This window comes from Streptomyces sp. NBC_01537 (genome assembly GCF_045040445.1).
Classification (GTDB): domain Bacteria; phylum Actinomycetota; class Actinomycetes; order Streptomycetales; family Streptomycetaceae; genus Actinacidiphila.
The window spans coordinates 9,020,775-9,046,090 of sequence record NZ_CP109392.1; the positions used below are offsets into that span (position 1 = coordinate 9,020,775).

At 69.4% G+C, this 25,316-nt stretch carries 18 protein-coding genes and 1 pseudogene; 7 read left to right on the plus strand and 12 right to left on the minus strand.

The window, feature by feature from the left end:
* Positions 1-357: 357 nt before the first annotated feature.
* The 6 genes from OG607_RS41360 (at position 358) to OG607_RS41385 (ending at position 12,783) form a co-directional block, all read left to right on the plus strand.
* On the plus strand, positions 358-4,521 hold the full coding sequence (locus OG607_RS41360) for a non-ribosomal peptide synthetase (RefSeq protein WP_405734867.1): 4,164 nt from the start codon (positions 358-360) through the stop codon (positions 4,519-4,521).
* On the plus strand, positions 4,518-4,751 hold the full coding sequence (locus tag OG607_RS41365; RefSeq protein WP_405734869.1) for an MbtH family protein: 234 nt from the start codon (positions 4,518-4,520) through the stop codon (positions 4,749-4,751). The genes OG607_RS41360 and OG607_RS41365 overlap by 4 nt, the downstream gene beginning before the upstream one ends.
* On the plus strand, positions 4,748-9,871 hold the full coding sequence (locus OG607_RS41370) for an amino acid adenylation domain-containing protein (protein WP_405734870.1): 5,124 nt from the start codon (positions 4,748-4,750) through the stop codon (positions 9,869-9,871). The genes OG607_RS41365 and OG607_RS41370 overlap by 4 nt, the downstream gene beginning before the upstream one ends.
* Positions 9,872-9,881: 10 nt before the next feature.
* Complete coding sequence (locus tag OG607_RS41375; protein ID WP_405734872.1) at positions 9,882-10,691, plus strand: phytanoyl-CoA dioxygenase family protein; 810 nt, start codon at positions 9,882-9,884, stop codon at positions 10,689-10,691.
* A 141-nt stretch (positions 10,692-10,832) separates the two neighbouring features.
* Positions 10,833-11,852 (plus strand): zinc-binding dehydrogenase, encoded by a 1,020-nt coding sequence (locus OG607_RS41380; protein ID WP_405737410.1) that lies wholly within the window; start codon positions 10,833-10,835, stop codon positions 11,850-11,852.
* A gap of 112 nt (positions 11,853-11,964) precedes the next feature.
* The gene (locus tag OG607_RS41385) at positions 11,965-12,783 is read left to right on the plus strand and encodes a phytanoyl-CoA dioxygenase family protein (RefSeq protein WP_405734874.1); all 819 of its coding nucleotides are present in this window, start codon (positions 11,965-11,967) and stop codon (positions 12,781-12,783) included.
* Positions 12,784-12,850: 67 nt separating this feature from the next.
* On the opposite strand, the pseudogene OG607_RS41390 reads toward OG607_RS41385, so the two are convergent.
* The 12 genes and pseudogenes from OG607_RS41390 to OG607_RS41445 form a co-directional block, all read right to left on the minus strand.
* A pseudogene (locus OG607_RS41390) lies at positions 12,851-13,378 on the minus strand (IS110 family transposase); the annotation flags it as partial.
* 381 nt (positions 13,379-13,759) lie between these two features.
* Positions 13,760-14,287: a GNAT family N-acetyltransferase gene (locus OG607_RS41395; RefSeq protein ID WP_405734876.1), complete on the minus strand. Its 528-nt coding sequence runs from the start codon at positions 14,285-14,287 to the stop codon at positions 13,760-13,762.
* A 239-nt stretch (positions 14,288-14,526) separates the two neighbouring features.
* The gene (locus OG607_RS41400; protein ID WP_405734878.1) at positions 14,527-15,033 is read right to left on the minus strand and encodes a hypothetical protein; all 507 of its coding nucleotides are present in this window, start codon (positions 15,031-15,033) and stop codon (positions 14,527-14,529) included.
* The gene (locus tag OG607_RS41405) at positions 15,017-17,227 is read right to left on the minus strand and encodes a site-specific integrase (RefSeq protein WP_405734880.1); all 2,211 of its coding nucleotides are present in this window, start codon (positions 17,225-17,227) and stop codon (positions 15,017-15,019) included. Before OG607_RS41405 ends, OG607_RS41400 begins: the two co-directional genes overlap by 17 nt.
* On the minus strand, positions 17,224-18,966 hold the full coding sequence (locus OG607_RS41410) for a hypothetical protein (protein ID WP_405734882.1): 1,743 nt from the start codon (positions 18,964-18,966) through the stop codon (positions 17,224-17,226). The genes OG607_RS41405 and OG607_RS41410 overlap by 4 nt, the downstream gene beginning before the upstream one ends.
* The gene (locus OG607_RS41415) at positions 18,951-20,447 is read right to left on the minus strand and encodes a site-specific integrase (RefSeq protein WP_405734884.1); all 1,497 of its coding nucleotides are present in this window, start codon (positions 20,445-20,447) and stop codon (positions 18,951-18,953) included. The genes OG607_RS41410 and OG607_RS41415 overlap by 16 nt, the downstream gene beginning before the upstream one ends.
* Positions 20,448-20,580: 133 nt before the next feature.
* Positions 20,581-21,456 (minus strand): GNAT family N-acetyltransferase, encoded by an 876-nt coding sequence (locus tag OG607_RS41420; RefSeq protein WP_405734886.1) that lies wholly within the window; start codon positions 21,454-21,456, stop codon positions 20,581-20,583.
* Positions 21,457-21,610: 154 nt separating this feature from the next.
* Positions 21,611-22,033 carry a hypothetical protein gene (locus tag OG607_RS41425; RefSeq protein ID WP_405734888.1) on the minus strand — a complete coding sequence of 141 codons (423 nt, stop codon included), beginning with the start codon at positions 22,031-22,033 and terminating at the stop codon, positions 21,611-21,613.
* A 189-nt stretch (positions 22,034-22,222) separates the two neighbouring features.
* Positions 22,223-22,756 (minus strand): hypothetical protein, encoded by a 534-nt coding sequence (locus OG607_RS41430; RefSeq protein WP_405734890.1) that lies wholly within the window; start codon positions 22,754-22,756, stop codon positions 22,223-22,225.
* Positions 22,757-22,837: 81 nt separating this feature from the next.
* Positions 22,838-23,179 (minus strand): hypothetical protein, encoded by a 342-nt coding sequence (locus tag OG607_RS41435; RefSeq protein ID WP_405734892.1) that lies wholly within the window; start codon positions 23,177-23,179, stop codon positions 22,838-22,840.
* A 41-nt stretch (positions 23,180-23,220) separates the two neighbouring features.
* Positions 23,221-23,766 (minus strand): hypothetical protein, encoded by a 546-nt coding sequence (locus tag OG607_RS41440; protein ID WP_405734894.1) that lies wholly within the window; start codon positions 23,764-23,766, stop codon positions 23,221-23,223.
* A 7-nt stretch (positions 23,767-23,773) separates the two neighbouring features.
* Positions 23,774-24,622, minus strand: a complete 849-nt coding sequence (locus tag OG607_RS41445) for a hypothetical protein (RefSeq protein WP_405734896.1) — start codon at positions 24,620-24,622, stop codon at positions 23,774-23,776.
* 197 nt (positions 24,623-24,819) lie between these two features.
* Here OG607_RS41445 and OG607_RS41450 point away from each other — a divergent pair, with 197 nt between their 5' ends.
* The gene (locus OG607_RS41450) at positions 24,820-25,290 is read left to right on the plus strand and encodes a hypothetical protein (protein WP_405734898.1); all 471 of its coding nucleotides are present in this window, start codon (positions 24,820-24,822) and stop codon (positions 25,288-25,290) included.
* Positions 25,291-25,316 lie beyond the last annotated feature (26 nt).

Here is a 25,316-nt window from a genome sequence, read left to right on the forward strand (position 1 = left end):
AGGAGCGGCGGAATTTTACATCCCGTCTTTCTGAAGTGTCATCGCCACTGATATCGGGACATGGATGCGTGAAATTTCCCGTTCCGAGTAAGGGTGGGTGCGGCGAGGCCACATCCGCCCGCCGAGCCACCGACGACTGTGCCCCTTCCGGCTTCGGAGGGCTCCGGAGCCGGACGAGACCCACAGTTAGCCACCTGTTCCTTCTCTGCGGCCGACCGAGTGCAGTGCGGCGATCGCCGCCACCGCCACGCCCGCGCATCAGTACCCGAGCCGGGGGCGTTTGTGCGGTACGTGCGGCTTCATTACCCCGCTCCTGCGGGGGGACCTGGCCAGCGCATCCGATCGAGGAGACCATGAGTGCTCCCATTGTCTTATGCCCAGCGACGTCTGTGGTTCCTCGACCACGTGGAGGACTTGGGGGCGGCCTACAACCTTCCCGTGGCACTCCGGTTGTCCGGTCCGCTCGACACCCCGGCACTCCGCGAGGCGCTGACGGACCTGGTGGAGCGTCACGAGCCGCTACGCACGGTCTTCCCCGACGCCGACGGCGAGCCGTATCAGCGCATCCTCGACTCCAACCGGGCCCGGCCTGGCCTGCCGGTCGTGCCGGTACCCGAGGACCAACTGGACGCCGCGCTGCGCACCGCCATTGCGCAGCCCCTCCGCATTGGCGAGCTGCCCCCCTTCCGCTGCACGCTGTTCCGCACTGGGCCGGACGACTTCGTCCTGCTGCTGGTCATTCACCACATCGCCTCTGACGGCTGGTCGTGGTCGCCGCTAGTCCGCGATCTCGCGACGGCCTATCGGGCCCGCGCAGCTGGGCTCACGCCGCAGTGGGACGAACTACCAGTAAAATACATCGACTTCACCCTCTGGCAGCGCGAGTACCTGGGCGATCTGGCTCAGCCGGACAGTGTGCACGCCCGGGAGGCGGCCCACTGGCGGCGGGTCCTGGCCGGTCTGCCCGAGGCCCTGTCCCTGCCGACCGACCGTCCCCGCCTGCCGGTCGCCGGCCACCAGGGGGGCCGCGTCTCTTTCCGCTGCGGACCGGAGCGGTACCGCGCGCTGGTGGAGCTGGCCGCCGCGCACCGCTGCACCTCTTTCATGGTTCTGCACGCCGCGCTGGCCGTACTGCTGGGCCGGTTGGGGGCCGGCGATGACATCCCTATCGGTGCCGCCGTCTCAGGCCGCACTGAGGAACCACTCGGCGACCTCGTGGGCTTCTTTGTCAACACCGTGGTCCTGCGCACAGACCTGTCCGGCGCCCCCTCCTTCCGCGAGATCCTGGAACGCGTGCGCGATACAGACCTGGAGGCGTACGCCCATCAGGACCTGCCCTTCGACCTGCTGGTCCAAGCGGTGAACCCGCGACGGACCCTCACCCACCATCCGCTGTTCCAGGTGATGCTCGCCTTCGAGACCCGGCGGACTGACCTGCCGGATTTCGGCCGGATCGGTGCGGTGCCGGTAGCGGTGGACGGCCCGGCGACTGCGAAAGTCGATCTGACCTTCCAACTAGTCGAGCATCAAGATGAGCAGGGCATCCCGCTCTCGCTGGACGGATACCTCGAATACGCCACAGATCTTTTCGATGCAGACACCGCCGAGGCCATCTGCACCAGGTTGCTGCGGGTGCTCGACACCGTCCTGGCAGACCCCAGCTGCCCCGCATCGGAGATCGATCTGATCACCACCGCAGAACGGCGTCTGGAACTGGTGGAGAGCAACGACACCGCCCGGGAAGTTCCGGTCTCCACCCTGCCCGCCGTCCTGGCTGAGCAGGCGGCTCGTACTCCGCATGCCCCCGCCGTTGTCGACGGCCAGGTCACTTTGACCTACGCCCAGCTCCACCTCCGCGCCGACCGGCTGGCCGGACGGCTCGCAGCGGTCGGCGCCGTTCCGGGCCGTGTCGCGGCGCTCGCGCTGCCGCGCTCTCCGGAACTGGTGGTGGCACTGCTGGCGGTGCTCAAGGCTGGATGCGCCTACCTACCTCTGGACCCAGAACTCCCAGCCGGGCGCATGGCGGACATGCTGCGGGACGCGTGGCCGGTGTGTATCCTCACGGACCGTGCCACGCGCGACATAGTGCCCATCGCTGACGCAGCAGTCCTGCTCATCGACGACCCGGCGGACGAGGAGCCTGCGGGCGAGGACGCCCCCGCGGTCGGGGCCAGCCTCACACCGGATCACCCCGCGTACGTGCTGTTCACCTCCGGCTCTACTGGGCGGCCGAAGGGCGTTGTTGTTTCGCACGCCGCGCTCGACAACCGGCTGCGCTGGATGCAAGGCGCCTTCCCGCTCGCGGCCGACGACCGCGTGCTGCACAAGACCCCGTGCGGGTTCGACGTCTCGCTGTGGGAGCTGCTGTGGCCACTGCGGGAGGGCGCGGTGCTGGTGCTGGCGGCGCCCGACGAGCAGCGGGACCCTTTACTGCTGGCCCGCACCATACGGGAGCGGCACGTCACCGTTGTGCACTTCGTGCCGTCGCTGCTGGAGTTGTTCCTCGCCGAACCGGACGCCGTCGCCTGCACGGGCCTGCGGCGGGTGGTCTGCAGCGGAGAGGCGCTGAGCCGGGAAACGGTACGCCGTTTCCACCAGGTACTACCCGGCGTCGCGCTGGAGAACCTGTACGGACCGACCGAGGCCGCCATCGACGTGACCCACCATTCCTGCGCTGCCGGGGAGGAGGGGCTGGTGCCGATTGGGCGCCCGGTGTGGAACACCCAGGCCTATGTGCTGGACCAGGCGCTGCGCCCCTGCCCGCCCGGAGTCGTGGGCGAGCTATACCTCGGCGGGCTCCAACTCGCCAAGGGCTACCTGGGGCAGCCGGGGCTGACCGCCACGCGGTTCGTCGCGGATCCGTATGGGCCGCCCGGCGCCCGCCTCTATCGCACCGGCGATGTCGTGCGGCGGCGGACCGACGGGGCGATCGACTACCTCGGCCGGGAGGACCAGCAGGTTAAACTGCGCGGCCAGCGGCTGGAGCTGGGCGAGATCGAGAACATCCTGGCGCAGGACGCAACCGTCGGCTCCGCGTGCGCCGTGCTGCGTACCGACAGCACCGGTGAGCGGCGACTGTTCGCCTATGTCACCCCGGCGCGCGGTCCGCGTACGCCAGGGAGACCTGAGCCTGCGGGCATGGTGCCTGGGTGTCCTGATCCAGACGGGCTGCGCGATCTGCTGGCGGACCGGCTGCCGGCCTACATGCTGCCCGCGGCCGTCATTGTTCTCGGCCAGCTGCCGCTGAGCCCGAACGGCAAGCTGAACCGTGCGGCTCTGCCGGCTCCACCGGTACCCGCCGCCGGGTCGGGACCGGAGCCCCGCACGCCCCATGAGGAGGCGGTCGTCCACATCTTTGCCGACCTCCTCGGCCTGCCTTCCGTGGGTGTCGAGGACGACTTCTTCGTCCTCGGCGGCCACTCGCTGCTGGCCGTCCGACTGGTCGGGCGGCTTCGGCAGGCGCTGGGCGTGGACGTCTCGGTGCACGACGTCTTCCGTCGGCCGACGGCGGCGGCGCTGGCCCGTACGGCGCTCGAACGGGCTGGGGCGGCGCAGGTTGCGGAGGACAGCGCGCCCGGCGCGGTGCGGCACGATGGCGCCCCACGGCGGTCCGGGACTGTCCCCCTGCTGCCGCTTCGCCCCGGTACCGGAGGCCCGCCACTCTTCTTCGTGCACCCGGGGACTGGTTGGAGCTGGTGTTATCTGCGCCTGCTGGAGCACTTGGACGCCAGCCTGCCGGCGTACGGGCTTCAGGCACGCGGCCTGAACGGTGAGCCGGATGAGGATGAGCTGCCGTGCAGCGTCGAGGAAATGGCCGAGGACTACATCGCGTGCATTAAGGAGGTCCAGCCCACCGGCCCGTATGCACTGCTCGGCTGGTCCTTCGGCGGACAGGTCGCGCACGCGATGGCGACCCGGCTGCACGAAGCGGGGGAGCGGGTGGACCTCCTCGTGGTATTCGACAGCTACCCCTGGCCTCGGAGTGCAGTTCTGGAGGAGCCCGACGAGGGGGAACTCCTGCGGACGGCGCTGGAGAACCTGACCGGTGGTCCTGCCGACCTCGCAGTTTGGCCCGTGAGCGAGATGCCGGGAGCGGCCGTGGTCGGGGACGCGGTCGTGTACGAAGTGCGCCGCCGGTTCGCGCCTTTGGCAGACGCTGACGCGCACCAGGTGCAGTCCGCGATCCGGGTCGGGATGAACAACGTCCGGCTGCTGCATCGTTTCGTCCCCGGCGGCTTCGCAGGGGACCTGACCCTTCTAGCCGCCCGGCGCGGTCCGCTGGGCCACGGCCTGCCGGACGACATGCCAGCTGGCGAGCTCCCGGCGCAGGCCCCAACCGAGCCACCACTAGCGGGCGGCTGGCGGGACCACGTCAGCGGCCGGATCACGGTCGTGCCCATCGACTCCGGACACTTCGACATGTTTACCACTGCCGCCGCCGAGGTCGGGCGGTTGCTCTCCCCCATCCTGGCAGCGGCCGTGCTTCGGCACAACGAATCTTCGGAGGAGCAGCGTTCATGAGCAACCCGTTCGACGACCCCGAGGCGTCCTTCCATGTCCTTGTGAACGAGGAGGGGCAGTTCTCTCTGTGGCTCGCCGGAATTCCCGTGCCAGCGGGCTGGTCGGTCGCGCTCGGAGACCGCGGGCGCGAGGAGTGCGTCGCGTATGTGGATACCCACTGGACTGACATGCGGCCCCACGGGCTGGTCGAGCGCATGGACGCCGCCATCCATGCAAGGGAGGGCGCGTGACCTCCGAGGATGCCCTCGCGCTGAAATCGCCCGCGCGGCTGTTCGCGGCTCAGGCCGCGCGTACGCCACACGCCGTCGCTCTGGAGTGCGGCGGCGAGACGCTGACCTACGCCCAGTTGGACGCTCGCGTTGACCGCGTCGCGTCTCTGTTGCGCTCGCACGGCGCAGGCCCCGAGCGGCTGGTCGCGCTCTCATTCCGTCGCTCGCCCACTCTGGTGACCGCCCTGCTGGCCGTGGCAAGGACGGGCGCCGCCTACTTGCCGATCGACCCCGCACACCCGGCGGAACGCATCGCGGCGGTCCTCCACGACGCGGCGCCCGCGCTCCTGCTGACCGAACCAGGCTCATCCATTGCCGTCACCCGGCCCGCTGCCGACGGCCTCTCCGAGCTGCGCGTGCGGCGGCTCGCCCTGGACGAGGACGGCCAGGCGTGGGACGGCGACGTGGTCCTCGCGACCGGCGAGCAGCCCGAAGACTCCGCGGCGGCCCGCCCGGCGGCAGTCTTCGCGGAGAACATCGCCTACGTGCTGTACACCTCTGGCTCCACCGGGCGTCCCAAGGGCGTGGCAGTGACCTTCGGCAATATCGCCAACCTGCTGCACTCATTCATCGAGCGGCTGCGGTTGTCGGCCGCGGACCGGTTCCTGGCCGTAACCACGGTCGGGTTCGACATCGCGGCGCTGGAGATGTTCGTCCCCCTACTGAGCGGGGCGGTACTGGTGCTGGCGACGGACGAGGAACAGCGCGATCCGGACCGGCTCGCTCGCGTCGTCGAGCGGCGCGGTGTCACGGTCCTCCAAGCGACCCCCGCCCTGTGGCAGGCGCTGCTCGAAGCGGGCCCGGTGGACCTTTCCGGGGTGCGGGCGCTGGTCGGCGGCGAGGCGCTGCAGCCGAAACTGGCCCGCGACCTCTACCGGCGGTCGCGTGAGCTGACCAACCTCTACGGGCCGACCGAGACGACCGTGTGGTCCACCGCGATGGCCCTGGACGCGGAGCGCCACCTGGACCGGCCGCCCTTGGGCGAGCCGGTCCAAGACACCCTCCTGTACGTGCTGGACGCGGGCTTGCGCCCGGTGCCAGCGGGGGAATCCGGCGAACTGTACATCGCGGGTGCCGGAGTCGCCCGAGGGTACCGCGACCGGCCCGGGCTGACGGCGGCTCGATTCGTGGCCGATCCGTTCGGTCCACCTGGGACGCGGATGTACCGCACCGGGGACCTGGTGCGTTTGGGGGCCAGCGGGGAGCTGGAGTTCCTGGGACGGTCCGACTTCCAGGTGAAGATCCGTGGGTTCCGGGTGGAGCTGGGCGAGGTGGAGGCGGTGGTCGTAGAGGCACCGGACGTCGCGCGGGCGGTGGCGATGGTCCGCGAGGACCGGCCGGGGGACCGACGGCTGGTGGCGTACGCGGTCGCATCCCCGGGGCGGCGGGCCGACCCTGTCGCCTTACGGCGTGCGGTGGCCGGGAAGCTGCCGGACCACATGGTCCCGTCCGTCGTAGTCGCGCTGGACGAGTTGCCCCTGACGCCGAACGGGAAGGTCGACCGGGCCGCTCTGCCGGTACCGGACTACGGCGCCGCCACGCTGGGGGGCGTGCCACGCGACGCGCGAGAGGAGGCGCTGTGCGGCCTGTTCTCGGAAGTGCTGGGGGTACCGGAGGTCGGCACCCGCGACAGCTTCTTCGACCTGGGCGGCCACTCACTGCTAGCCACCCGGCTGATCGCCCGGATCCGCTCGCGGCTGGGCAGCGACCTGTCCGTACGCGACCTGTTCGACCACCCCACCGTCGAAGGCGTTGTCGGCCGCCTCAGCGCACCCGCCGACCCGCGCCCCGCCCTGACGCCCGGGGCGCGCCCGGAACCGCTGCCGCTCGCGTACGCCCAGCGACGGATGTGGTTCCTCAACCGGCTGGACGGGCGGACCGCCACCTACACCATGCCGCTCGCGCTCTCCCTGCGCGGACCGCTGAACCGGGACGCCCTGCGGCACGCCCTAGCCGACCTCGTCGCCCGTCACGAGAGCCTGCGCACCGTCTTCCCCGCGGTCGGCGGGGAGCCCCGACAGCAGATCCTGACCGCGGAGCGGGCCCGGCCGCCGCTGACCGTAGCCGAGCCGGGCGACCCGGCGGAGGCCACCCGACTGCGCAGGGCGTTCCTACGCGAGGGCTTCGACGTCACCACCGAGCTGCCGCTGCGCGCTATGCTCCTCGCGCTTGCACCCGAGGAGCACGTACTGCTGCTGGCTGTGCACCACATCGCCTGCGACGGGTGGTCCCTGGCCCCGCTGGCCCGCGACCTGCTGGACGCCTACGCCGCGCGGACTCGGGACCGCCCGCCGGCTGAACCGCCCCTGCCCGTCCAGTACGCCGACTACGCGCTGTGGCAGCGCCGCCTGCTGGGCGCCGCGGATGACGGCGACAGCATCCTCGCGCGGCAGCTCGACTATTGGCGCAAGGCGCTGCAGGGCATGCCGGAACAGCTCGAACTGCCCTACGACCGTCCGCGGCCGCCCCGGGCCTCTTACCGCGGCGCCACCTCCACGCTGCGCCTCGACGCCGGCCGGTACAGCGACCTGCTGCGGCTGTCCCGCGCGTCGGGCGGGACCGTCTTCATGGCCGTGCAGTCCCTGGTCGCCGCGTTGCTCACGCGGCTCGGCGCGGGCACCGATATCCCGCTCGGCAGTCCGGTGGCCGGCCGGACCGACGAGCGGCTGGACAGCCTGGTCGGCTTCTTCGCGAACACGCTGGTGCTGCGCACCGACACCTCTGGCGATCCCACTTTCCGCGAGCTGCTGGAAAGGGTGCGGGACGCCGACCTCGACGCGTTCGGCCACCAGGACCTGCCGTTCGAGTCGCTGGTCGAGGCGCTGGCGCCGTCCCGTTCGACGGCCCGCCACCCCCTGTTCCAGGTCCTCGTCGTATCGCAGAACAATGAGCGAGCGTCCTTCGCCCTGTCCGGGCTCGACGTCGAGCTCGATTCATCACCGCTCGACGTCGCCAGGTTCGACCTGGCCTACAGCATCGATGAGCGGTTCACGGCCGATGGGGACCCGGCGGGTCTGGATGTCGCCGTCGAGTACGCCACAGACCTGTTCGAACCGGTCACGATCGAACGGCTCAATGGATACCTGCTCCGGCTGCTGGACGCGGTACTGGCCGAGCCCGGAACACCCTTGAGCAGACTGGACATCCTCTCGGCCGAGGAGCGCGGGCACTTGCTGGCGGCCAGCAGCGCGACCGGCCACGAGACCTCCGGCGCAAGCCTGCCGAAGCTGGTCGACGATCAGGTGGCACGGACACCTGACGCGGTGGCTGTCGTGTACGAGGAGCAGTCCGTCACCTATGCGGAGCTCAACGGGCGCGCAAACCGAATGGCCCGGATGCTGATTGCGGCAGGTATCGGCCCCGAGGAGACCGTGGCCCTGCTGATGCCACGCTCGGTCGACCTGCTGGTCGCCCTCCTCGGCGTCGTCAAGGCGGGCGCGGCGTACTTGCCGGTAGACCCCGACTATCCCACCGAGCGCATCGCGTACATGCTGCGGGACACCGCGCCCCGGCGCATCCTGACCACGGCTCGGATGGCAGCGCGGGTGCCGGAGGGTACCGCCGGTGCCGTCGTCGTCGATACCGAGGACGTCGTACGCATGCTCGCCTCCCAGCGCGACGACGACATCACTGACACCGACCGCACCGCGCCCCTGCTCCCCGGCCACCCGCTGTACGTCATCTACACCTCGGGGTCGACCGGGCGGCCCAAGGGCGTGGTGTTCCCCTCCGAAGCGCTGGTCAACCTTTTGGGTTGGCACGCCGAAGCATTGGGCGGGGGTCCGGGTACGACGACCGCGCAGTTCGCCTCGTTGAGCTTCGACGCGGCGACTCAGGAGATCTTCTCCGCACTGACCTCGGGCAAGGTCCTGGCCGTGCCCCGCGATGAGGTCCGCAGGGACTTCGGGCAGCTGGCGCACTGGCTGGCCGACCACCGGATCAATGAACTGATAGCGCCTGCGCCGGTGCTGGAGGGCCTGGCCGAGACCGTCCACGAACTGAACCTGCCGCTGCCCGACCTTGTGCATGTCGTCCAAGGCGGCGAGGCGCTGACCGTCCGATCCGCCCTGCGCGATCTGTGCGCACCCGGTACCGGCCGCACTCTGCACAACCACTACGGTCCCAGCGAGACACACGCCGCCACCTCCTACACCCTCTCCCGTGACGCCATCGGCACCACGACGACCGTGCCGATCGGCTCCCCGGTCTGGAATACCCGCACCTACGTGCTGGACACCTCGCTGCGACCGGTGCCGACAGGGGTGCCCGGAGAGCTGTACATCGCTGGTCGACAGGTGGCCCGCGGGTACCTCAAACGGCCGGGACTCACGGCCGCTCGCTTCGTCGCCGACCCCTACGGTCCTCCCGGGGCGCGGATGTACCGCACCGGGGACTCGGTTCGCCTGCGGGCGGATGGGGAACTGGAGTTCCTGGGGCGCACCGACTTCCAGGTAAAGATCCGTGGGTTCCGCATCGAGCTGGGCGAGGTGGAGGCCGCGGTTGCACGGTCACCGGAGGTCGCGCAGGCGATAGCCGTGGTCCGCGAGGACCGGCCCGGCGACCGGAGGTTGGTGGCGTACGTCGTGGCCCGTGCCGGTCACCTCGTCGAGCAGGCGGCGCTGCGCCGGGCTGTCGCTGACAGCCTTCCCGACTTTATGGTCCCCTTCGTCGTGGTGGTCGACTGCATGCCCCTGACAGCCAACGGCAAGGTCGATCGGCGAGCGCTGCCAGCCCCCGACTACTCGGCCGCAACCGCGGCCACGGGCGGTGGTGTTCCGCGAGACGCGCAGGAGGTGGCGCTGTGCAGCCTGTTCGCGGACATTTTGGGTGTGCAAGAGGTCGGTACTCGCGACAATTTCTTCGACCTGGGCGGACATTCGCTATTGGCCACCCGGCTGATCGCCCGGATCCGATCGGAGCTGGAGCGTGACCTGTCGGTACGCGACCTGTTCGACCACCCCACCGTCGAAGGCATCGCCCTCCGCCTCACCGAATTCACCGCACCTCGCCCCGCCCTTCGCCGCATGCGATCCCTGGCGGTTGTGAACACTGCTGACCACCTACCCAGTGAAAGAGATTGAGAGTTCAGCCATGCTCAACGAGACAGAGATCGCACAGTACAAGCGTGACGGTGTACTCGTCCTGCCCGGTCTGTTCACCCCTGAAGAGGTTGCGGCGCTCCTCGCGGCCTTCGACCGGGATGCCATGTCTCCAGGTGACCACCGCATAGGCGAGTCCGCTGGCGAAGAGGTGCGCGCCTTGTACGCGTCACACCTGCGGCAGCCCGAGTACGCTGCGCTGGTCCGCTCGCCGCGGCTGGTGGGACCGGCCAGGCAGTTGCTGGGCCCGCAGGTTTACCTGTACCAATTAAAGATCAACGCTAAGCCGGCTTTCGGGGGTGACGGCTGGGCTTGGCACCAGGACTATGTCGCCTGGCGGATAGCGGACAACCTCCCGGCACCAGATCTGGTCAACGTGGTGGTCTTCCTCGATGACGTGAACGAGGCCAACGGTCCGATCGCCTTCGTCGCCGGGTCGCACACCGACGGGCTGGTACGCGACGGGCGGAGCGATCGCTGGCGGTCCAATCAGCACCTCGACCCCGACGACATCGCGCTGTCGCCGCAGGAACTGGAAGCGCTGATTGAGCGGCACGAACTGGTTACGCCCACCGGCGCCGCAGGCACAGCCACCTTCTTCCACCCCGAGATCGTTCACGGATCGTCCCCCAATCTGTCGCCCTCCTCGCGCCGGGTCGCCATCGCCACCTACAACGACGTACACAACCTCCCCAGGCCCACCGGCGAGCCCAGGTCGGAGTACCTGGTGTGCCGGGACACCAGGCCGCTGGCCATCGAGGAAGACCGGGCCATCGTGGACAACGGACAGCCCGCCTTCTGAGTCGCTGGTCCGCCGTGCCCCCGGCCCCTCCAGGGCCGTGCACAACCAGAGAAGGGAACGCCTGTGACCACAGCCCGCGCTGTCGTGCTCAAGGACTTCACGACACCGCCCATCGTCACCTCTTTCAACGTGCCGTCGCCAGTGCCAGGCGGTCTGACAGTGGCTTGCCAGTACGCTGGTATCTGCGGTACCGATCTGCACTTGGCCCGCGGCCATCTCGACGTCCCCACGCCGCTTGTGCTCGGCCACGAGGGACTGGGCACCGTCTACGAACTCGGCGACGGGGCCGAGCGTGACAGTAACGGGGACCCGCTCGCCGCCGGTGACACGGTGATGTGGGCGTCCTCGATCACCTGTGGTACGTGCCACGCATGCCGGATCCTGCGGGAGCCGACCCTGTGCACGAACCGGCGCACCTACGGCGTCAACAGGCCCACCACCGAGGCATCACCATTGCGAGGGTCGTGGGCGGACTTCATTAGCCTCGAACCGGGCACGACCGTCATCAAGCTACCCACGGACACTGACCCGGTGGCCGCCATGTCCTTTGCGTGCGCTGGCCCCACGATGATCCACGCCCTGTGGGAGCGGCGCCGAGTACGGCTCGGCGAGACAGTCGTCGTCCAGGGCAGCGGCCCGGTTGGCCTAGCCGCCGCGAGCCTGGCCCAACTCGCCGGAGCCCGTGTCATTCTGATCGGAGGTCCCCCCAGTCGGATCGCCGCCGCCCGCGCGGCGCGGATCGGGGACGAGCACATCGAGGTCGTGGACTCCGGCGACGTCCAGGGCGCGCTCGACGCGGTCCTCGACCTCACCCACGGCCGCGGAGCCGACTTGGTCATCGAATGCGCCGGCGTGCCCGCTGCCGTCGAGCAAGGCACCCGTATGACCCGCCGCGGCGGCTCCTACCTGATCGTCGGCCAGTACACCGATGGGGGCAACACGTGGTTCAACCCCCACCAGATCGTGCACCGTCAGCTGGACGTCATCGGTTCGTGGGCGTTCACCGGCGCCCACCTCGCCGAATACATCCGGATCCTGCCAGCCTTGGCCAAGCGCTTCGACCTTCGCGCCCTGGTGACGGCCTTCCCCTTGGTGGACGTCCAGGAGGCGATCCGCAACGTCGCTGGTGGCTCGGTGATGAAAGCCGTGCTGGCCCCGTGACACCGCTGCGATCGCCGCCTGCGGAACCCGGAACCCGGGTCCCAGTTCGACCATTCGGCACGTGCGTGACGAACAGAGTTCCGCGCATGCGACAAGGAGAGGAAGACACCCAGTGCTGTCCGCCCACGACATCGGCTTCTACGAAAAACACGGCTACCTGGTGCTCCCCGGCCAGTTCTCGGCTCAGGAAACCGGCCTCCTGCTGCGCGAGACCCACCGGCTGTCGCAGCTCGAAATCCCTCAACGGATCCTGGAGCGCGACGGCGAACAAGTACGGTCGGTGTACGCCGTTCACCGGCACAGCAACGCGTTCGACCGGTTCACGCGCGACCTACGCAATCTCGAACCCGCCCGCGCGCTGCTGGGCAGCGACGTCTACATCCACCAGACCCAACTCAACCCCAAGGCACCCTTCCAGGGCGATGTATGGGAGTGGCACCAGGACTACCTGTACTGGCAGCGCGATGACGGCATGGTCGAGCCGCGCGCACTCAACGTCTCGGTCTTCCTCGATGAGGTCACCGAGTTCAATGGTCCGATTTTCATCATGCCTGGCTCTCACCGGCTGGCCCTGGATGACGAGACGCGCACCGCCCAGGACGGCTGGGAGAACACCCTGACGGCCGACATCCGCCACAAGATTACGCCAGACGCGCTGCGCCGGCTCGCCGACAGCCTGGGCCTGGTGTCCATCAAGGGCAAGCCGGGCACCACGGTCGTCTTCGACGGGCGGCTACTGCACTGCTCGCCGCCGAACCTATCGGGCAATCTACGGTCGGTGATCTTTATCCGCTACAACAGCGTCGACAACCCATTGCGCCAGATCGCCAACCCCCGCCCGGAGTGGCTCGCATCCCGCGATCCCAAGCCACTGACAGCCCTAGCCGACCCCTTCGCCACTACCATTGCGGACGTCCGAAGCCCGGTATGACGAAACGGTACACGGGCCGTCGGTGCCACGGCGGCCCCCGCCCGGCCGACTCTCAAGGTGCCGCCACCAATTGGCGGCCCAGGACGCGCTCCAGCGACGGGTGGAACTGGGTGAGCAGGCCGCGTATCCGGTTGGAGGTGCGGGTGGCCTCGGCCGCGAGGTCCTGGTCGAAGCCGGTCAGTACGGTCAGTTCGGCGGTGATCTCGTCGGTCAGTTCCAGGGAGCGCAGGGTGTGGGGCATGGTGCGTGCGGCGTCCGCGATGACCGCGGCGTCCTTCGCGTCGGTCTTGGCCTCACCCGGATACAGGTCGGCGATCCGGCGCATGGACAGGCCGGGCAGGTAGGCGACCTTGCAGCCCGCGTCCCGGGCCACGGTCAGCGGGAGGGCGCCGATGGAGGCGGGCTGGTCCACGATCACCAGGACGGTGCCGAACTTCGCGGCCAGCTTGTCGAAGACGGCCCGCAGCTTCGGCTCGCTGTTGGGCAGTGGCTTGTCGAAGACCTTCTTCCCGGCCGGCGTGAGCCCATGACCGTGATGAGCGGTCTTGCCGACGTCCAGGCCGAGGAACACGCCCACGTCTTCGGTGTCGAGCATCGCGCCCTTCCAGGGGAGTCGAACGTGCCGGCCTCGGCAGTGGTGTCGTACGCGCGCATCCACGTTATGCAGACCTGCCGCCCGCGAGCTGCCCGGCATTGCGCCGGACCGGACGGTGGCCGGACCTCTCATCAGCGTCTCCGACGGCACCCCACGGGCCCGGTGACACCACCCCCCAGGTCATGCCTTCGACAGGGGGACACAGTCATACCGGGCCCGGAGGCCAGCGGCCCCATTGCAGGACCGCGAAAAACATAACGGGGATTACGTGGCGTTCCATATGGACCACGATGTGTATCCGATGAGCCTTGACAACTTGATTGGGAATCTCAGCCGACCTGGTCTCTATCTCAGATGAACTGGTCCGATTCGCGCGCTGTCTTAGGTGATCTTGTCGCCCAGTTCGGACTCACGGGCCATGCGCACGTTGGGCAGCTTGCCTCGCCAGAGCTCACGCTCACCAGTAGTCCTGAATCCGTACCGCTCGTAAAAGCGGATCGCCCTCTCGTTGTAATCGGTCACCCACAGGCGCATGGGAGCGTCCTGCGCCCACGCCAGGAACTCGCCCATCAGCCGACCGCCGGCGCCTTGGCCTTGGGCTTCGTTCAACACATACATCGGCCCGAGAGTGACCACCTCGTCTCGGCGCCCGCAGAGGAACCCGACGATCTCCGCCCCGGAACGAACGACACGGCAGAACAACAGATCCGGCTGCCGCACGGCCTCCTCGATGAACTCTCGCCACTGGGCAATACCCTCCGTGGTCACAGCCGACCCGCGGTGCTCGTGGATCCACGCCTCATCGATCCCCGCTCCCTCGTTGAGGTAGGTCTGGAGCCAGGCCCTCAACTGCACCCGGCCTATGGCTGCAGCATCGTCAGGTTGGGGTACGTCGATCTGGTGGACCATAGGGCCATCCTTCACGGTGCAGCCGATGGGTCTCGTGTGATTTTCCGTCCAGGCCGCACTGGCTGACCTGCACCCGATCCGATCCGCCTTCGCTGGACCAGATCCGTTGAGACCCCGAGAGAGAACACGTCCAGGAACCACTTCCCCTGAGATCTGGATCTTCGGACCGTCTCACGTCATCTGATCGCTGCACGTCAGGGCCGCAGCCACGGACCAGATCATCTGCGACGGGACAGCCGTCAGTTGCAGGTGCCGATGACGGTGGTCCTGGCGCGGGGGACGGTGGCCAGCTTGGCGGGCGGAGACGGCTCGGGGGACGACTGCGGGCTGCGCAGGTGCGTGATCTCTTCGTGCTGGGCAGCGAGGCGGGACAGCGCGAGCTTCTTGAACGCGGTCAGCTCTTCGATGGTCTCGTGCCTGTCGGCGAGACGGTCCTTCAGCTCGGCGTTCTGGGCCTTCAGGCGCTCGATCTGGGCGTCTCTGGGGTCTGGCATCTCCCCGGCCTCCCGGAGGGCCGCCAGACGGCGTACGAACTCGTCGCCGAGGTGCTGGTAGGGGCCTTCCCGAACGCTGCCGTCGCGGTCCTTCTTCGGGTAGAAGCCGGTGCGGGTCACTCCGGCCTCTGCCGCAAGGGTCTTGAGGTCGCATCGGCCGCCGGGCGGGAGTTCTCCGCGAAGGAGGCGGTCCATGGCTGCCCGGATCGCTTCCTCGTTGCGTCGGCGTTCGGTGCTACTGATCTGGCCCATAGGACTCTCCGTGATCTGCGGCGTCGATTCCGGCGACGATGCGTTCGGCGCGTTCGGCTTCGACCGTGAGTCGTGCTCGCTCGGTCTTCTGCCCGCGTCCGATCTTGCTGATGAAGGCTCGGCTGGTGGCGGCGGATGTCGCCCACACGTCGCGGTGGCAGGAGTGGTGGGTAGCCTGCTGGCAGCGGGCCGAGTCGCACATCCCGACCAGTGGCCGGCTACGGTCGCAGCTGCGGGCGAGCTTGAGGCACAGTGCTTTGCCGGGATCGAGGAACCAGCAGTAGTTCGCCAGCCCCAGGTGCAGGGCGCCGGCCCGGATGGCCAGCAGGTTGATCAGTTCCTGGTCGCTTCGTTTCACCGTCGGAGCCGTCACGTCCAGCTCCTCCAGCTGGCGCTCGACGCTGGCGAAGAACGCCAGCAGGTCCCGGGCGCCGGGCCCGGAAGGGCGACGGCCGGCCTGGTAGTCGCGGAACGCCTGCAGGGTCAGGGTCTGGTTGCGGGACTCTTCCTCCTTGCCGATCTCGGCCAGGAAGATGGCCTGCGCTCCGCCGGGACGGTTCGCATATCCCTCGGTGGTGGTGACGGACAGGTGCTTGAGCTGCAGCTTCGCCGCGAACAGGCCACCGGGCCGGTGGGCGAGTTCGACGGCCAGAGTGCGGCGCAGGACGCGGGGTGTGATGGCGTCGTCGGGCAGGTGCGGCAGGCCCAGGCGCTGTCCCTCGTCGCTGTTGATCCACTCCCGCAGGTCCCGGTAGCGGCGGCATAGGTCGAGATGGGCAGGGAAGAGGTGTGCGGCGCCGGGGTCGGCGAGTTTGCGGGCGATGTCGGCGGCCTCGTATGCCTCCGGGACCACGACCCACTCGTCCCAACTCCCGCCGTGACCACGGCTCTTGATGACCTTGCTCTTGAGGCGGTGCCGCACCCGGTCCGGACCGTAGGAGCGGGGCGTGAGCTGGCAGTCGAGGGGGAGTTCGATCAGCTCGCTGGTCCGCATGCCGCTCAGCGCGGCAATGGTGAGGACGCAGGCGGTGCGGATGTGACCGAGCAGCCGCGCCAGCCCGTCCTGGGTGATGGGCAGCGTCCAGGGGACTGCGCCGGTGCCATCTGCGCGGGTGATCGGTTCCGCCTGCCGGCCCCAGCGCGGCTGGATGCCCACCTGCGCGATGGCCTGTTCGAGCAGGGGGCGCACGGCGGCTGTGCGCGGATCTCGCAGGAATCCGGGGCCCGGCCGGAAGGGTTTCCCGCTGCGTGTACGCACGCCCCCCTCCAGGGCAAGCACGGCGAAGCTGACCTGCAGCAGCGGATCCGTGCGGTCCCAGCCGCGGATGAGCTTGGAGCGCACCGCCCGTTCCTCCTCCTGCTCGAGCGGGAGTCCTGCGGTCAGGTGGGCGCGAACGGCTCGCTCGAACCGAGCCGTTGTGGCGGTGCGGACCGGTCCCGGCGGCTGGGGCCGCGGGGCCTGGCACGTCTTGCTGAGGGCGAGTGCCATGGGAGCGATGGTGTGGATGAGGAACAGGGTGGTGGTGAGCAGCGGGGCCATCACCTCGGCGCGGGCCGGGGGCGTCTTGTTCTCCCCGGTGTTCTTCGACACCCCGGAGACCACGTGGGCGAACTGCCCGCCCCAGGGGCGAAAGCCGTTCGGGTAATGGTCGGTGCTGAACAGCTCGCCGTAGTCGGCGAGCTCCTGCAGCACCTGCACCACCGTCAGCTGTGAGGATCCCTCCCCGGACCTGGCCATCTCCTCGGCGTCCCGGCCGGCGCACCGGTGCTTCAGGTGCACGGTGCAGTGACGCTGGGTTACCTCCTCCAAGGACGTCACGCCCTGGGCGGTCAGGCAGTTCAGCCACCGCGTCAGCTGCTGGAACCGGTCATGGCAGGTCCGCACCGTACGCGGTACCCGGTGGGCGGCGGGAAGGACACGGACCCGTTCGTGGCCGGGGGCGCACAGCGCCGTCAGATACTCCTTGGCCAGCGTGCGCCAGCGCGGATTGTGGATCTCGCAGAAGTTCCAGATCAGCACACCGCGGGGAACGGAGCGCGGTAGTTGGTCGACCACGGTGAAGTCCCAGCGGTCCTGTTCGAAGCGCGGGCCGCGCTGTCCGCGTCGAACCGGCAGTCCCGCGACGGTGCAGATGTCCGCCCCGGTGAACGGCGGCTCCGGCCGCGCTCGCGCGAGCTCACGCTCACGGATCATTCGGTGCACTCCTCGGGTCGCAGCGGCAGTTCGCTGTCACGGTCGGCCACCTGCTCGGCGGCGTGCTGCAGCGCGCGTTCCTCGAAGCAGGCCGTTGTGAGCAGCTCGTCCAGCCGCTGGGCGTAGGGGCCGAAGACGCTCAGGAACGCCGCAGCGGGCATCAGGCGCCACTGCCGGGCGAAGTACGCCCGCAGCCGCATCAGATTGGGCAGGTGGCGGGGCGAGAAGACGGCCAGCGGACACAGCAGACACACCCACGGCCTGGCCGGACACGGCTGACCCGCCGGGCCATGCAGTCCCGACAGCTGATCCGTGCAGCTCGCCGCGAACACGTCCCGTTCGCCGCCCAGCAGTTCGGCCAGCGCTGTGTCATCCAGTCGTAGCTCCCGGGCCGTCTGGGGGAAGTCGCGGACGAAGCCGGCGAGGTTGTCGTGGGCGGAGAGCACCACGGCCTGCGGGTGGGCCCGGCGGACCAGATCACGCTGGGCGTCCTCGATCACGTTCTCGGTGGCGTCCTTCTGCGCCGGGCTCTGGCCGGCCAGGTAGTGGTCGCCCTCCACCGCCGGTGTGTGGTTGGGGTCGATCGTGGCCCGGCTGCTGCCGCGCCACGATGTCCGGTCGCGCGATGCTTCGACGGTAGTGCGGATCCGGTGCAGGTGGATCCGCAGGGGCCGTCCGGCATCGTCGACAAGTTGGTGCTCGCGTACCCACGTGGCCCGGGCATCGGTCTCGAACCGGCCCGACGACCAGCCGCTGCCACCCCCCGACCAGTAGCGCAGCCACAGCTGGTTGCGCAGTTCCTCCGGAGCGAACCGCCGGGCAACAGCGGAATGCTCCAGCCACTGCCTCAGCAGCCGCACCGCCGACCGGGACAGTGTCAACGACTCCTGGCTGGTGCGGCCTTTGACGTAGTCGAGCAGGACCGTCGCATCCCCGCTCCACCGCACGTCCCCCAGTCCCAGGTCGGCGAGCCCGTCCGGGACGATGCCGGTACGGATCCCGAACAACAGCCGGTAGGCGAAAGCCACCCAGGCCCTGGGGAACAGCGCGGACACCGCCTCGGGGGCGCCCCCGTGATAGAAGTCACCCGCCCGCCATGTGCGTCCTGGGCGGCCGTTCCGTGTGGCTCTGCCCAGGGCCTGCGGCCCATGGTGCAGCAGCGAGAACTGGATGTTCTCGCGCGACAGTCCATCTGCCAGATCCCGGCCCCGTGCCGCGTCCCGCAGCGCCTGCCGGTTCGCGTCCCACGCCTGAGCCACCGCACCCTCGGCCGAAGCGGTCAGGGCTTTCCACTCCCGCGCGGAGTAGGCCGGCAGCGGTCGCCGGTTGCGGTTCAGCCGCGGATGAAAGGTCCGCCCGTCGACCATGCGCCGCACATCCGGAGCGAGCACGCCCTCCAGATCATCCAGTCGCCGCAGCAGCGCCCGGTCATGGGCCTCATGCCGGTTGTCGCGTCCCATCCAATATTCGGCCAACACCGTGCGGGTGAGCGCACCCGCATCCCCGGCGAAGCCCAGCTGGTCCAGGCCGCGCAGCATCTGATGGATTCCACCCAGGCGGCCCTTGACCGTGCCCGCGGTGCCGAGCCCGCCGTGCGGTGCGACCAGATCCGCCAGGGCCCGCAGCAGCTGCCGTGCCAGCACCGGCAGTGCGTCCTCACGCAGCAGGCACTGGGCGCGGGTCCCGTCGAGGAAGACGCAGTCCAGGCCCAAGGGCGCCTCCGTCACCGTCGCCGGCATTCAACCCCCACTTCCTGGTCCGTGTCGTCGAATTCGTCGTCCGCTTCCCGTTGTGCCTGTTCGTGGTCGAGGAGGCCCCATCGCAGACCGGACTCCACGTAGTGCTCGCGGAAGATCCGCAGCATGTCCAGGCGCCGCAGGTACTTCTCCGTAGTGAGAACCGAGGAATGTCCGAGCAAGTCCCGTAGGACCAGCAGCGGTTCGGTCGTCGTCAGGTAGTGCGACAGGGCTGCATCGGCGTCGCTGCCCGCGGCGGAGAGCCGCGCGGCCTGCTCGTAGAACCCGGCCACCAGCCGTTCCATCGTGGCCATCGCGAAGGTGTGCCGGCAGCAGTGCGGATGTACGTGCGGGAAGCGCGGCTCGAACCGCTCTCGGATCCTCTGCGCCGTCCGCTCGAACACCGTGGACCAGGCGGTGAACGGGCCGCCGTCGGACCGGACGGCCAGCAACATTGAGCCGCCATCGGGGGCCACCAGGCGGCGGCGCTCGGCGGGCCGCAGCGTATGCCAGTGCACGCGCCGTCCGTTGACCCGGCCACCTCGGCTGTCCATCTCGCTCACGAAGAGCGGGTCACCCCAGCGCTCTGGCGGTCGCCACGCGGAGGCTTCGCAGGCCAGCATGCGCTCCAAGGAGAGGTAGGAGTGCACGCGGGCCAGCGCACTGTAGGAAGTCCAGGTGACACGGAACTTGCTGCCCTTGGTGATCGCCTCCGGCAACGGGAACGCGATCGGCATCAGCCGTGGCGCCGTCGGAAGCGGCGGAATCTCGCAGACCAGCAAATAGGAGAACTCCTGCAGCCGTGTACCGGATGACATCACCAGCTCGCCCACCGCGCCATTGCGCGCCAGATGACGTCCGCGATACCGACCCGGCCCCTCGTCCTCGCTCCCGCCCGGACGCAGCCCCGCCAGGCCGTTGATGAACGTGGCCGCGAAGTCGTCTTCCAGGTACTTGATCGTCACGTGGGCCTTCGGGACCCTCCGCCGGGCCTGATTGACGAGGACTTCCCGGACAGTTTCGGCGTAGAGCATCACCGCCTGCTGATAGGTGAACGGCACCGCCGTGGCGTACTGCTCAGCCATCGCCCACCGGTAGAACATCCCCAGCACGCTCATGTGCTGGTTCCACGTGACCGCCCCCAGCCTCTGCTTGGGGTCTCCTGTGGCCCGGTCCACCGCGTACGTGCTCAGCAAAGCCTTCAGCCGGTCTCGCGTATCGAAGACCTCGACCCCGTGCAGCTGGGCCGCCACGATCCAGTCCCGCAGGATCCGCGCGTACGTGCCCCACGACGACGGCGCCGGACAGTTCTCCGTCGGCCGTAGCCGCAACCACTCATTGGCTATCGCCGTCGCGCGCACCCCTCGGCCGTCCTCGAACCGAAGGTCATCGTCGACGAGGAACGCCATCCCCTCGGGGATCGTCGGCTTCCCAGACAGTCCCCAAGACTCCCAGCCCTCACTGGAGTAAAACGCCAGCTCCATGCCCCCGACCGTACGGACGAGACACAGCTCACGACACCCCACAAGTGCGTTCGAGCACTAGCCCCCCCGCACCCCCGAGAGGGTGCTTTTCTTCCTCCCTGCCATAACCGGTAGGGCAGTGTCGGCCAGGTTCCTAAGTGCCGTAGGTGAACTTGTACCCGGCGAAGTCGGCGACGTGGACGTATCCGATCCTCTGGTAGAGGGCGTTGCTGGTGGGGTTGGTCGGGTCCGTGAACAGGACGACGTCCGTCGCACCCGCGGCCAGCGCGGCACGGCTCACCTCGACTGTCACAGCGCCCGCGTGGCCGCGGCCTCGGAGGTAAGTCGGGGTGTAGACGGGATCCACTCGGATCATGCCCCCGACGATCGAGGTCGTGGCCGCCATGGAGACGGGAGTGCCGTCCGGGGTCTCCCAGAACGTGAAGTGTCTGTCGCCGAAGCGCGAGTCGGCCCAGGATCCGGAGTCGATCAAGTCGATGGAAGACTGCTCCCCGACGTCGACGCAGAACTCACGGCACCAGCACACAACTTGCTCACGGTCCTTACCATCCGCGATGCGGCCCTGGCCTTCCGGGCGCGGCTGCGGTGGGGTGAGTGCGCCGAGACGGTAAAGATGAGTCCGCCAGAAGAGTTCCGGCGCTGCGCCCGCGTGCTGCTGCCATGTCTCGGCGAAAGCGGTGGCGGTGTCGTGGTCTGCGATGACGTTGGAGGGGGAGTGGCCGAGTTCGGCCAGATGAGTGGCGAGGTGGCCGGCCTGCTTGGCAGAGAGGGGTGTGAGGCCCAGACGGCCGCGCGGAGTGCGATAAAAGATGGCGCGGACCTCGCCTCCTGACTCCAGTCGGCCGAAGACGGCGGCTTCGGCCCCGTGTGCGTTCGCCCCGCGGGTACGCAGTTTCTCGATGTCCGTCAGCGGCGTGTTGTGGAGGGCTGGCCGAGAGCGCAGGAAGTCATCGGCCCGGGCGAGGAAGTCGTCGACGTCTTCGGTGAGTTGCCAGTCATCCGGGAGCATGCTTCATGATCCCGGATGTACTCGACTCGGGGGAGCACTTGCTCAGAGAGCCACCATCACTACCACTGCTCCAACGCCTTCAGCCACATGACGTAACTGCTCCTGATCAGGCAAGAAGCTTCCTCGTACCAACCTCACGGCCAGGGATCAAAACCTACTGATGAGACACGGCAGTTGTGCGTAAACAACCGTGCGGGTGCAGGACGTAGCCCCAGTCCAGGCCGGAGGTGGACGTGTCGGTGACGGTCATGCGCGGCGGCGAAGAGCCCATGGCGGTGACGATGTCGTCCAGCGCGCGGCTGGGGTACTGCTCGCCGCCGGAGAGTTCCTCGCGCAGCGGCTCGGGGGCGCTGTCGAGGAGATCGGTGCCGAGCGTGGACCAGCCGACGGGCACGTCATCGACGAGGTGCCGGGTCATGGCGTCCAGGTCGCTTGCGAAGCCGTACTGGTAGGCGGCCAGCAGCAGGGGCAGCTGGTGGCTGGGGTAGCCGTCCCAGTGGCAGTACACCCCGGTGTAGCCGGTCTCGGTAGGCCGGGCGATGAACGAGCGGGTGGCCAGAAGAACCTCCTGATACATGGGTGGAGAGCTGAGCGGCGCGGTCGGGGACGGTGAGTTGCGGCGCGTGGCCCGTGCGGATCGGCGGCGCGGGCATGCTCGTCGCGGCGGGTCCCGGCCGCGTGACTCATCGCGTGGGCCCCTTGCGTCCCGCAGCGCCGGGCGCAGGGAGGTCGGGTACACCCGAGGTCGTCTCTTGCGGTTTCCGGGTCAGTGCCGAGGACCGGAGCGGGTGGTGGCCGCAGGTGGTGCGGGCTGCTGAACCCGGCTCGCCCTGCCGCCGCCACCGGGCCCGGCGGGCTGATGGCGGTGTTCACCGTGCTCGTGCCGGTGGTGAACTTCGGCCGTGGCGTTGTCGTAGCGGGGCAGAAACCGGCGGGTGACGAGCGAGGCGGCGCGGGCTGGGTCGGGCGGCACGGTGATGGCCAGCGGAGCGGCCTCGTCGCCACGGGGTCTGCCGCTGTGGCCGGGCGGGGCCAGGGCGCCGATGATGAAGTCGCTGTGGCGCGTGGGGTGGGCGATGGCCAGCAGCCGCTCACCGTGCGGGCCGGTCAGCACGGCAGCCTTCCAGGGGCTGAACTCCGTGGTGGCCCAGTCGAGTATCTGGCTGTCCCAGACCTCGCTGTAGTCGGTCCCAAAAGGATTGACGGGAGGACGGGCGTCGGCGGTCCAGGTTCCAGGCAGGCGGGCGGCGACCCGGCGGGCGAAGCGGTGAACGTTCGGACGGACCTGCGGCACGGGCAAGAGGGCGATTCCTCCGGAGTGTCGGTGTCGGTGCCATGCGGTCAGCGAGCGGCACGGTGGCGGCGTGAGGGATGGGGCAGGTCACTGGATGGGGAGGGCTTGCGAGGGCGTGGTGCCGGCGGGCTCCAGTAGCGCGCAGCACGGCCGGTATTGCGGGCGAGGGGCGGGGGTGGACGCTGCGTGATGGGTGTGGATGACCGGGAAGCCGAGGCTGTGCAGGGCGTGGACGGTGTCCCCGACGATGCGGTGCTGCCGTTCGTACGGGGAGCCGGCGGGCAGAATGTAGGCGGCCAGGCGCGTGCAGCGGGTGAACCCGGCCGTGGCCAGCAGGGCGTCGCGTTCGGCCTCGTACTGGCGGCGGTCGGCCCGGTCGGCCTCGGGGTGGGTGCCAACGGCGAGGCTGAGAAGGGGACAGCAGAGCAACGCAGAGGCTTTCCTTTCGGACGGTCTTGCGGGGGTTGACGTCATCGGCGGGGTGCGCTGGTGCGGTCCTTGCCGGGCGGCGGCGGGGTGGGTCGCGTGGCCGGTATGGCGGTCGGCAGCGGCCCGGAGCTGCTGCCACGTACGGGGGCGGGATGCAGGGCGGCGGCGGTGTCGGTGAGCCGGGCTCGGGCGTCGGCGTACTTGGCGGCCACGATGGTCAGCGTCGTTGCCTGGTCGCCGCGTAGATGGGTGTGCCCGATGCCGGGGATGGCTTCGGTCCGGTAACCGTGTGCGGCATGGGCCAGGGCCTGGGCCAGGATGTTGAGGGCGCCGGTGATGCCGACGGCCGCCTCGGCGAGTTGCTGGAGAACGCCGCGTTCGGGCAGGTACACCGTTTCCGCGGCGGTGAAGCGTTCCTGCGCTCGACCGTTGGCGTAGTCGAGGTGGTGGGTCAGCATGGCGATGTGGTCGGTGAGCGTGCCCAGGTCGACGCCGGCGGAGGTGTTGGGGAAGTCGGCGGCGAGGTCGTCCAGGCGGCGGGCCAGATACTCCAAGGTGGCCTGGCTGACCGCGTTGGGGCTGCTCATCAGGCCGTCAGTTCCGGGCTGCGCATACGCAAGCCCCGTGATGGCGGCGCGCAGCCGGCCGTGGTGCCAGGCGAACCCAACGCGGTAGCCGGGAGCTGGGCCGGGAAGCCCTTCGCAGGAGGGACAACCGGTAGCGGACGAAGGCGTCGTCGGTGGGACTTATCGGCGGTGCCCCCTTGCCCGGGTTGGCCGGTCGAAGGGGCGGGTGGGAGCGCGAGCCTTGGGTGGCGTGCATGGTGATGTGGAAGTCGCGGTGGCGCAGGCGCTGCAGGCTCTTGATCAGCTGGCGTCTGGTCTGTTCGGGGGTGAGGGTGTCCGGCAGGTGGCATTCGCCGGTGGCGGGGTCGAGCAGGAATCCGCCGTGCGCGAGCAGCTCGGTGAAGGCGCCGATGTAGCCGGTGCGGATCCGCGGACGCTGCCGGTCGTCGAAGGTGACGTGGACCTGGAGGTGGCCGGGGCTGCTACGCCGGATCGCGGTGGGCGCCGCGAAGCGGTAGTCGGCGAGCAGCTGGCGGTGCACCCTGGGCGCGGCCCGGACGGGATCGGCGGGCACGGCGATGCCGCGCGGGGCTCTGAGGCCCTGGACGTGCTGGTGGCTGGTGTTGGCGGGCAGCATCGGCAGTACGAGGTACTCCTGCGGGCGGTGGGGGCGGGGCATGACGTACAGCTGCAGGCCCCAGCGGTGCGTCAGCACGCTGCGCTGGACGTCGTCGGTTTGGAAGGCGCTGTAGGGCAGGGGGCCGCTGTCCCAGATCCGGTTGCTGGCCGGGTCGGTGGCGATGGGTACCGCGGCGCGGGAGGGCTGCCAGCCGGGCAGGCGCTCGGCGAGCGCGTGGGTGAACTCAGCTATGTGCAAAGGCGGTTCCTCGTCGGTGCGGTCGGTAGCGGGCGGGCCAGGGAATTCCCGATGTGCGGTCAGCGGGTACGGCCGGGGGCCGGTGCGGATGACGGGGGCGCGGCTGCGGCGGCCGGGGGCTGGGGCGCGGTGCGGGCGGTGGCGTCGTAGCCGGCCACGGCTGCCTGCCGGCTCCGGCGGGGTGGGCTGGCCAGGGCGTGCATCCGGTCGACGGCGACGTGCAGGTCTTCGCCGAGGGCGCGCACCGTAGCGGCGGCTTCCTGGAAGTCGTCGTGCAGGTCGAACCCGTCGTCGCGTTCGGAGTCTTTGGCCTTCTCGGCCGCTGCCTCGAAGAATTCAGCGAGGCGTTCCAGGAGCCCGTCGGTCGGTTCCAGGACTTGGTCGGCGAGCTGGGCGTCTTCGTCGTAGGACGCGGTGGTGTTGAGCCGGTCGGTGAGGCCGAGGACCTGGAGGCCGAAGACGTAACGGCCCGTGGGGTCGGTGGGCGTGGTGACGGCTGCCGCCTCGCGGGCGGCAGGGGGGTCGTGCTGTGCGGGCAGGTGAGTCTCCTGGATCGAGGGTCGTCTGTCGGGAAACCGGGGTTGGGATCGTGGCGGTTGGCCCGGAAGGGCAGCGGCTGCCCGGCAGAAGCCGCTACCTTCGAGGCGCCACTACTTCAACGGCGATAACTCCCCTGGCTGACCGGCCCGTTGGG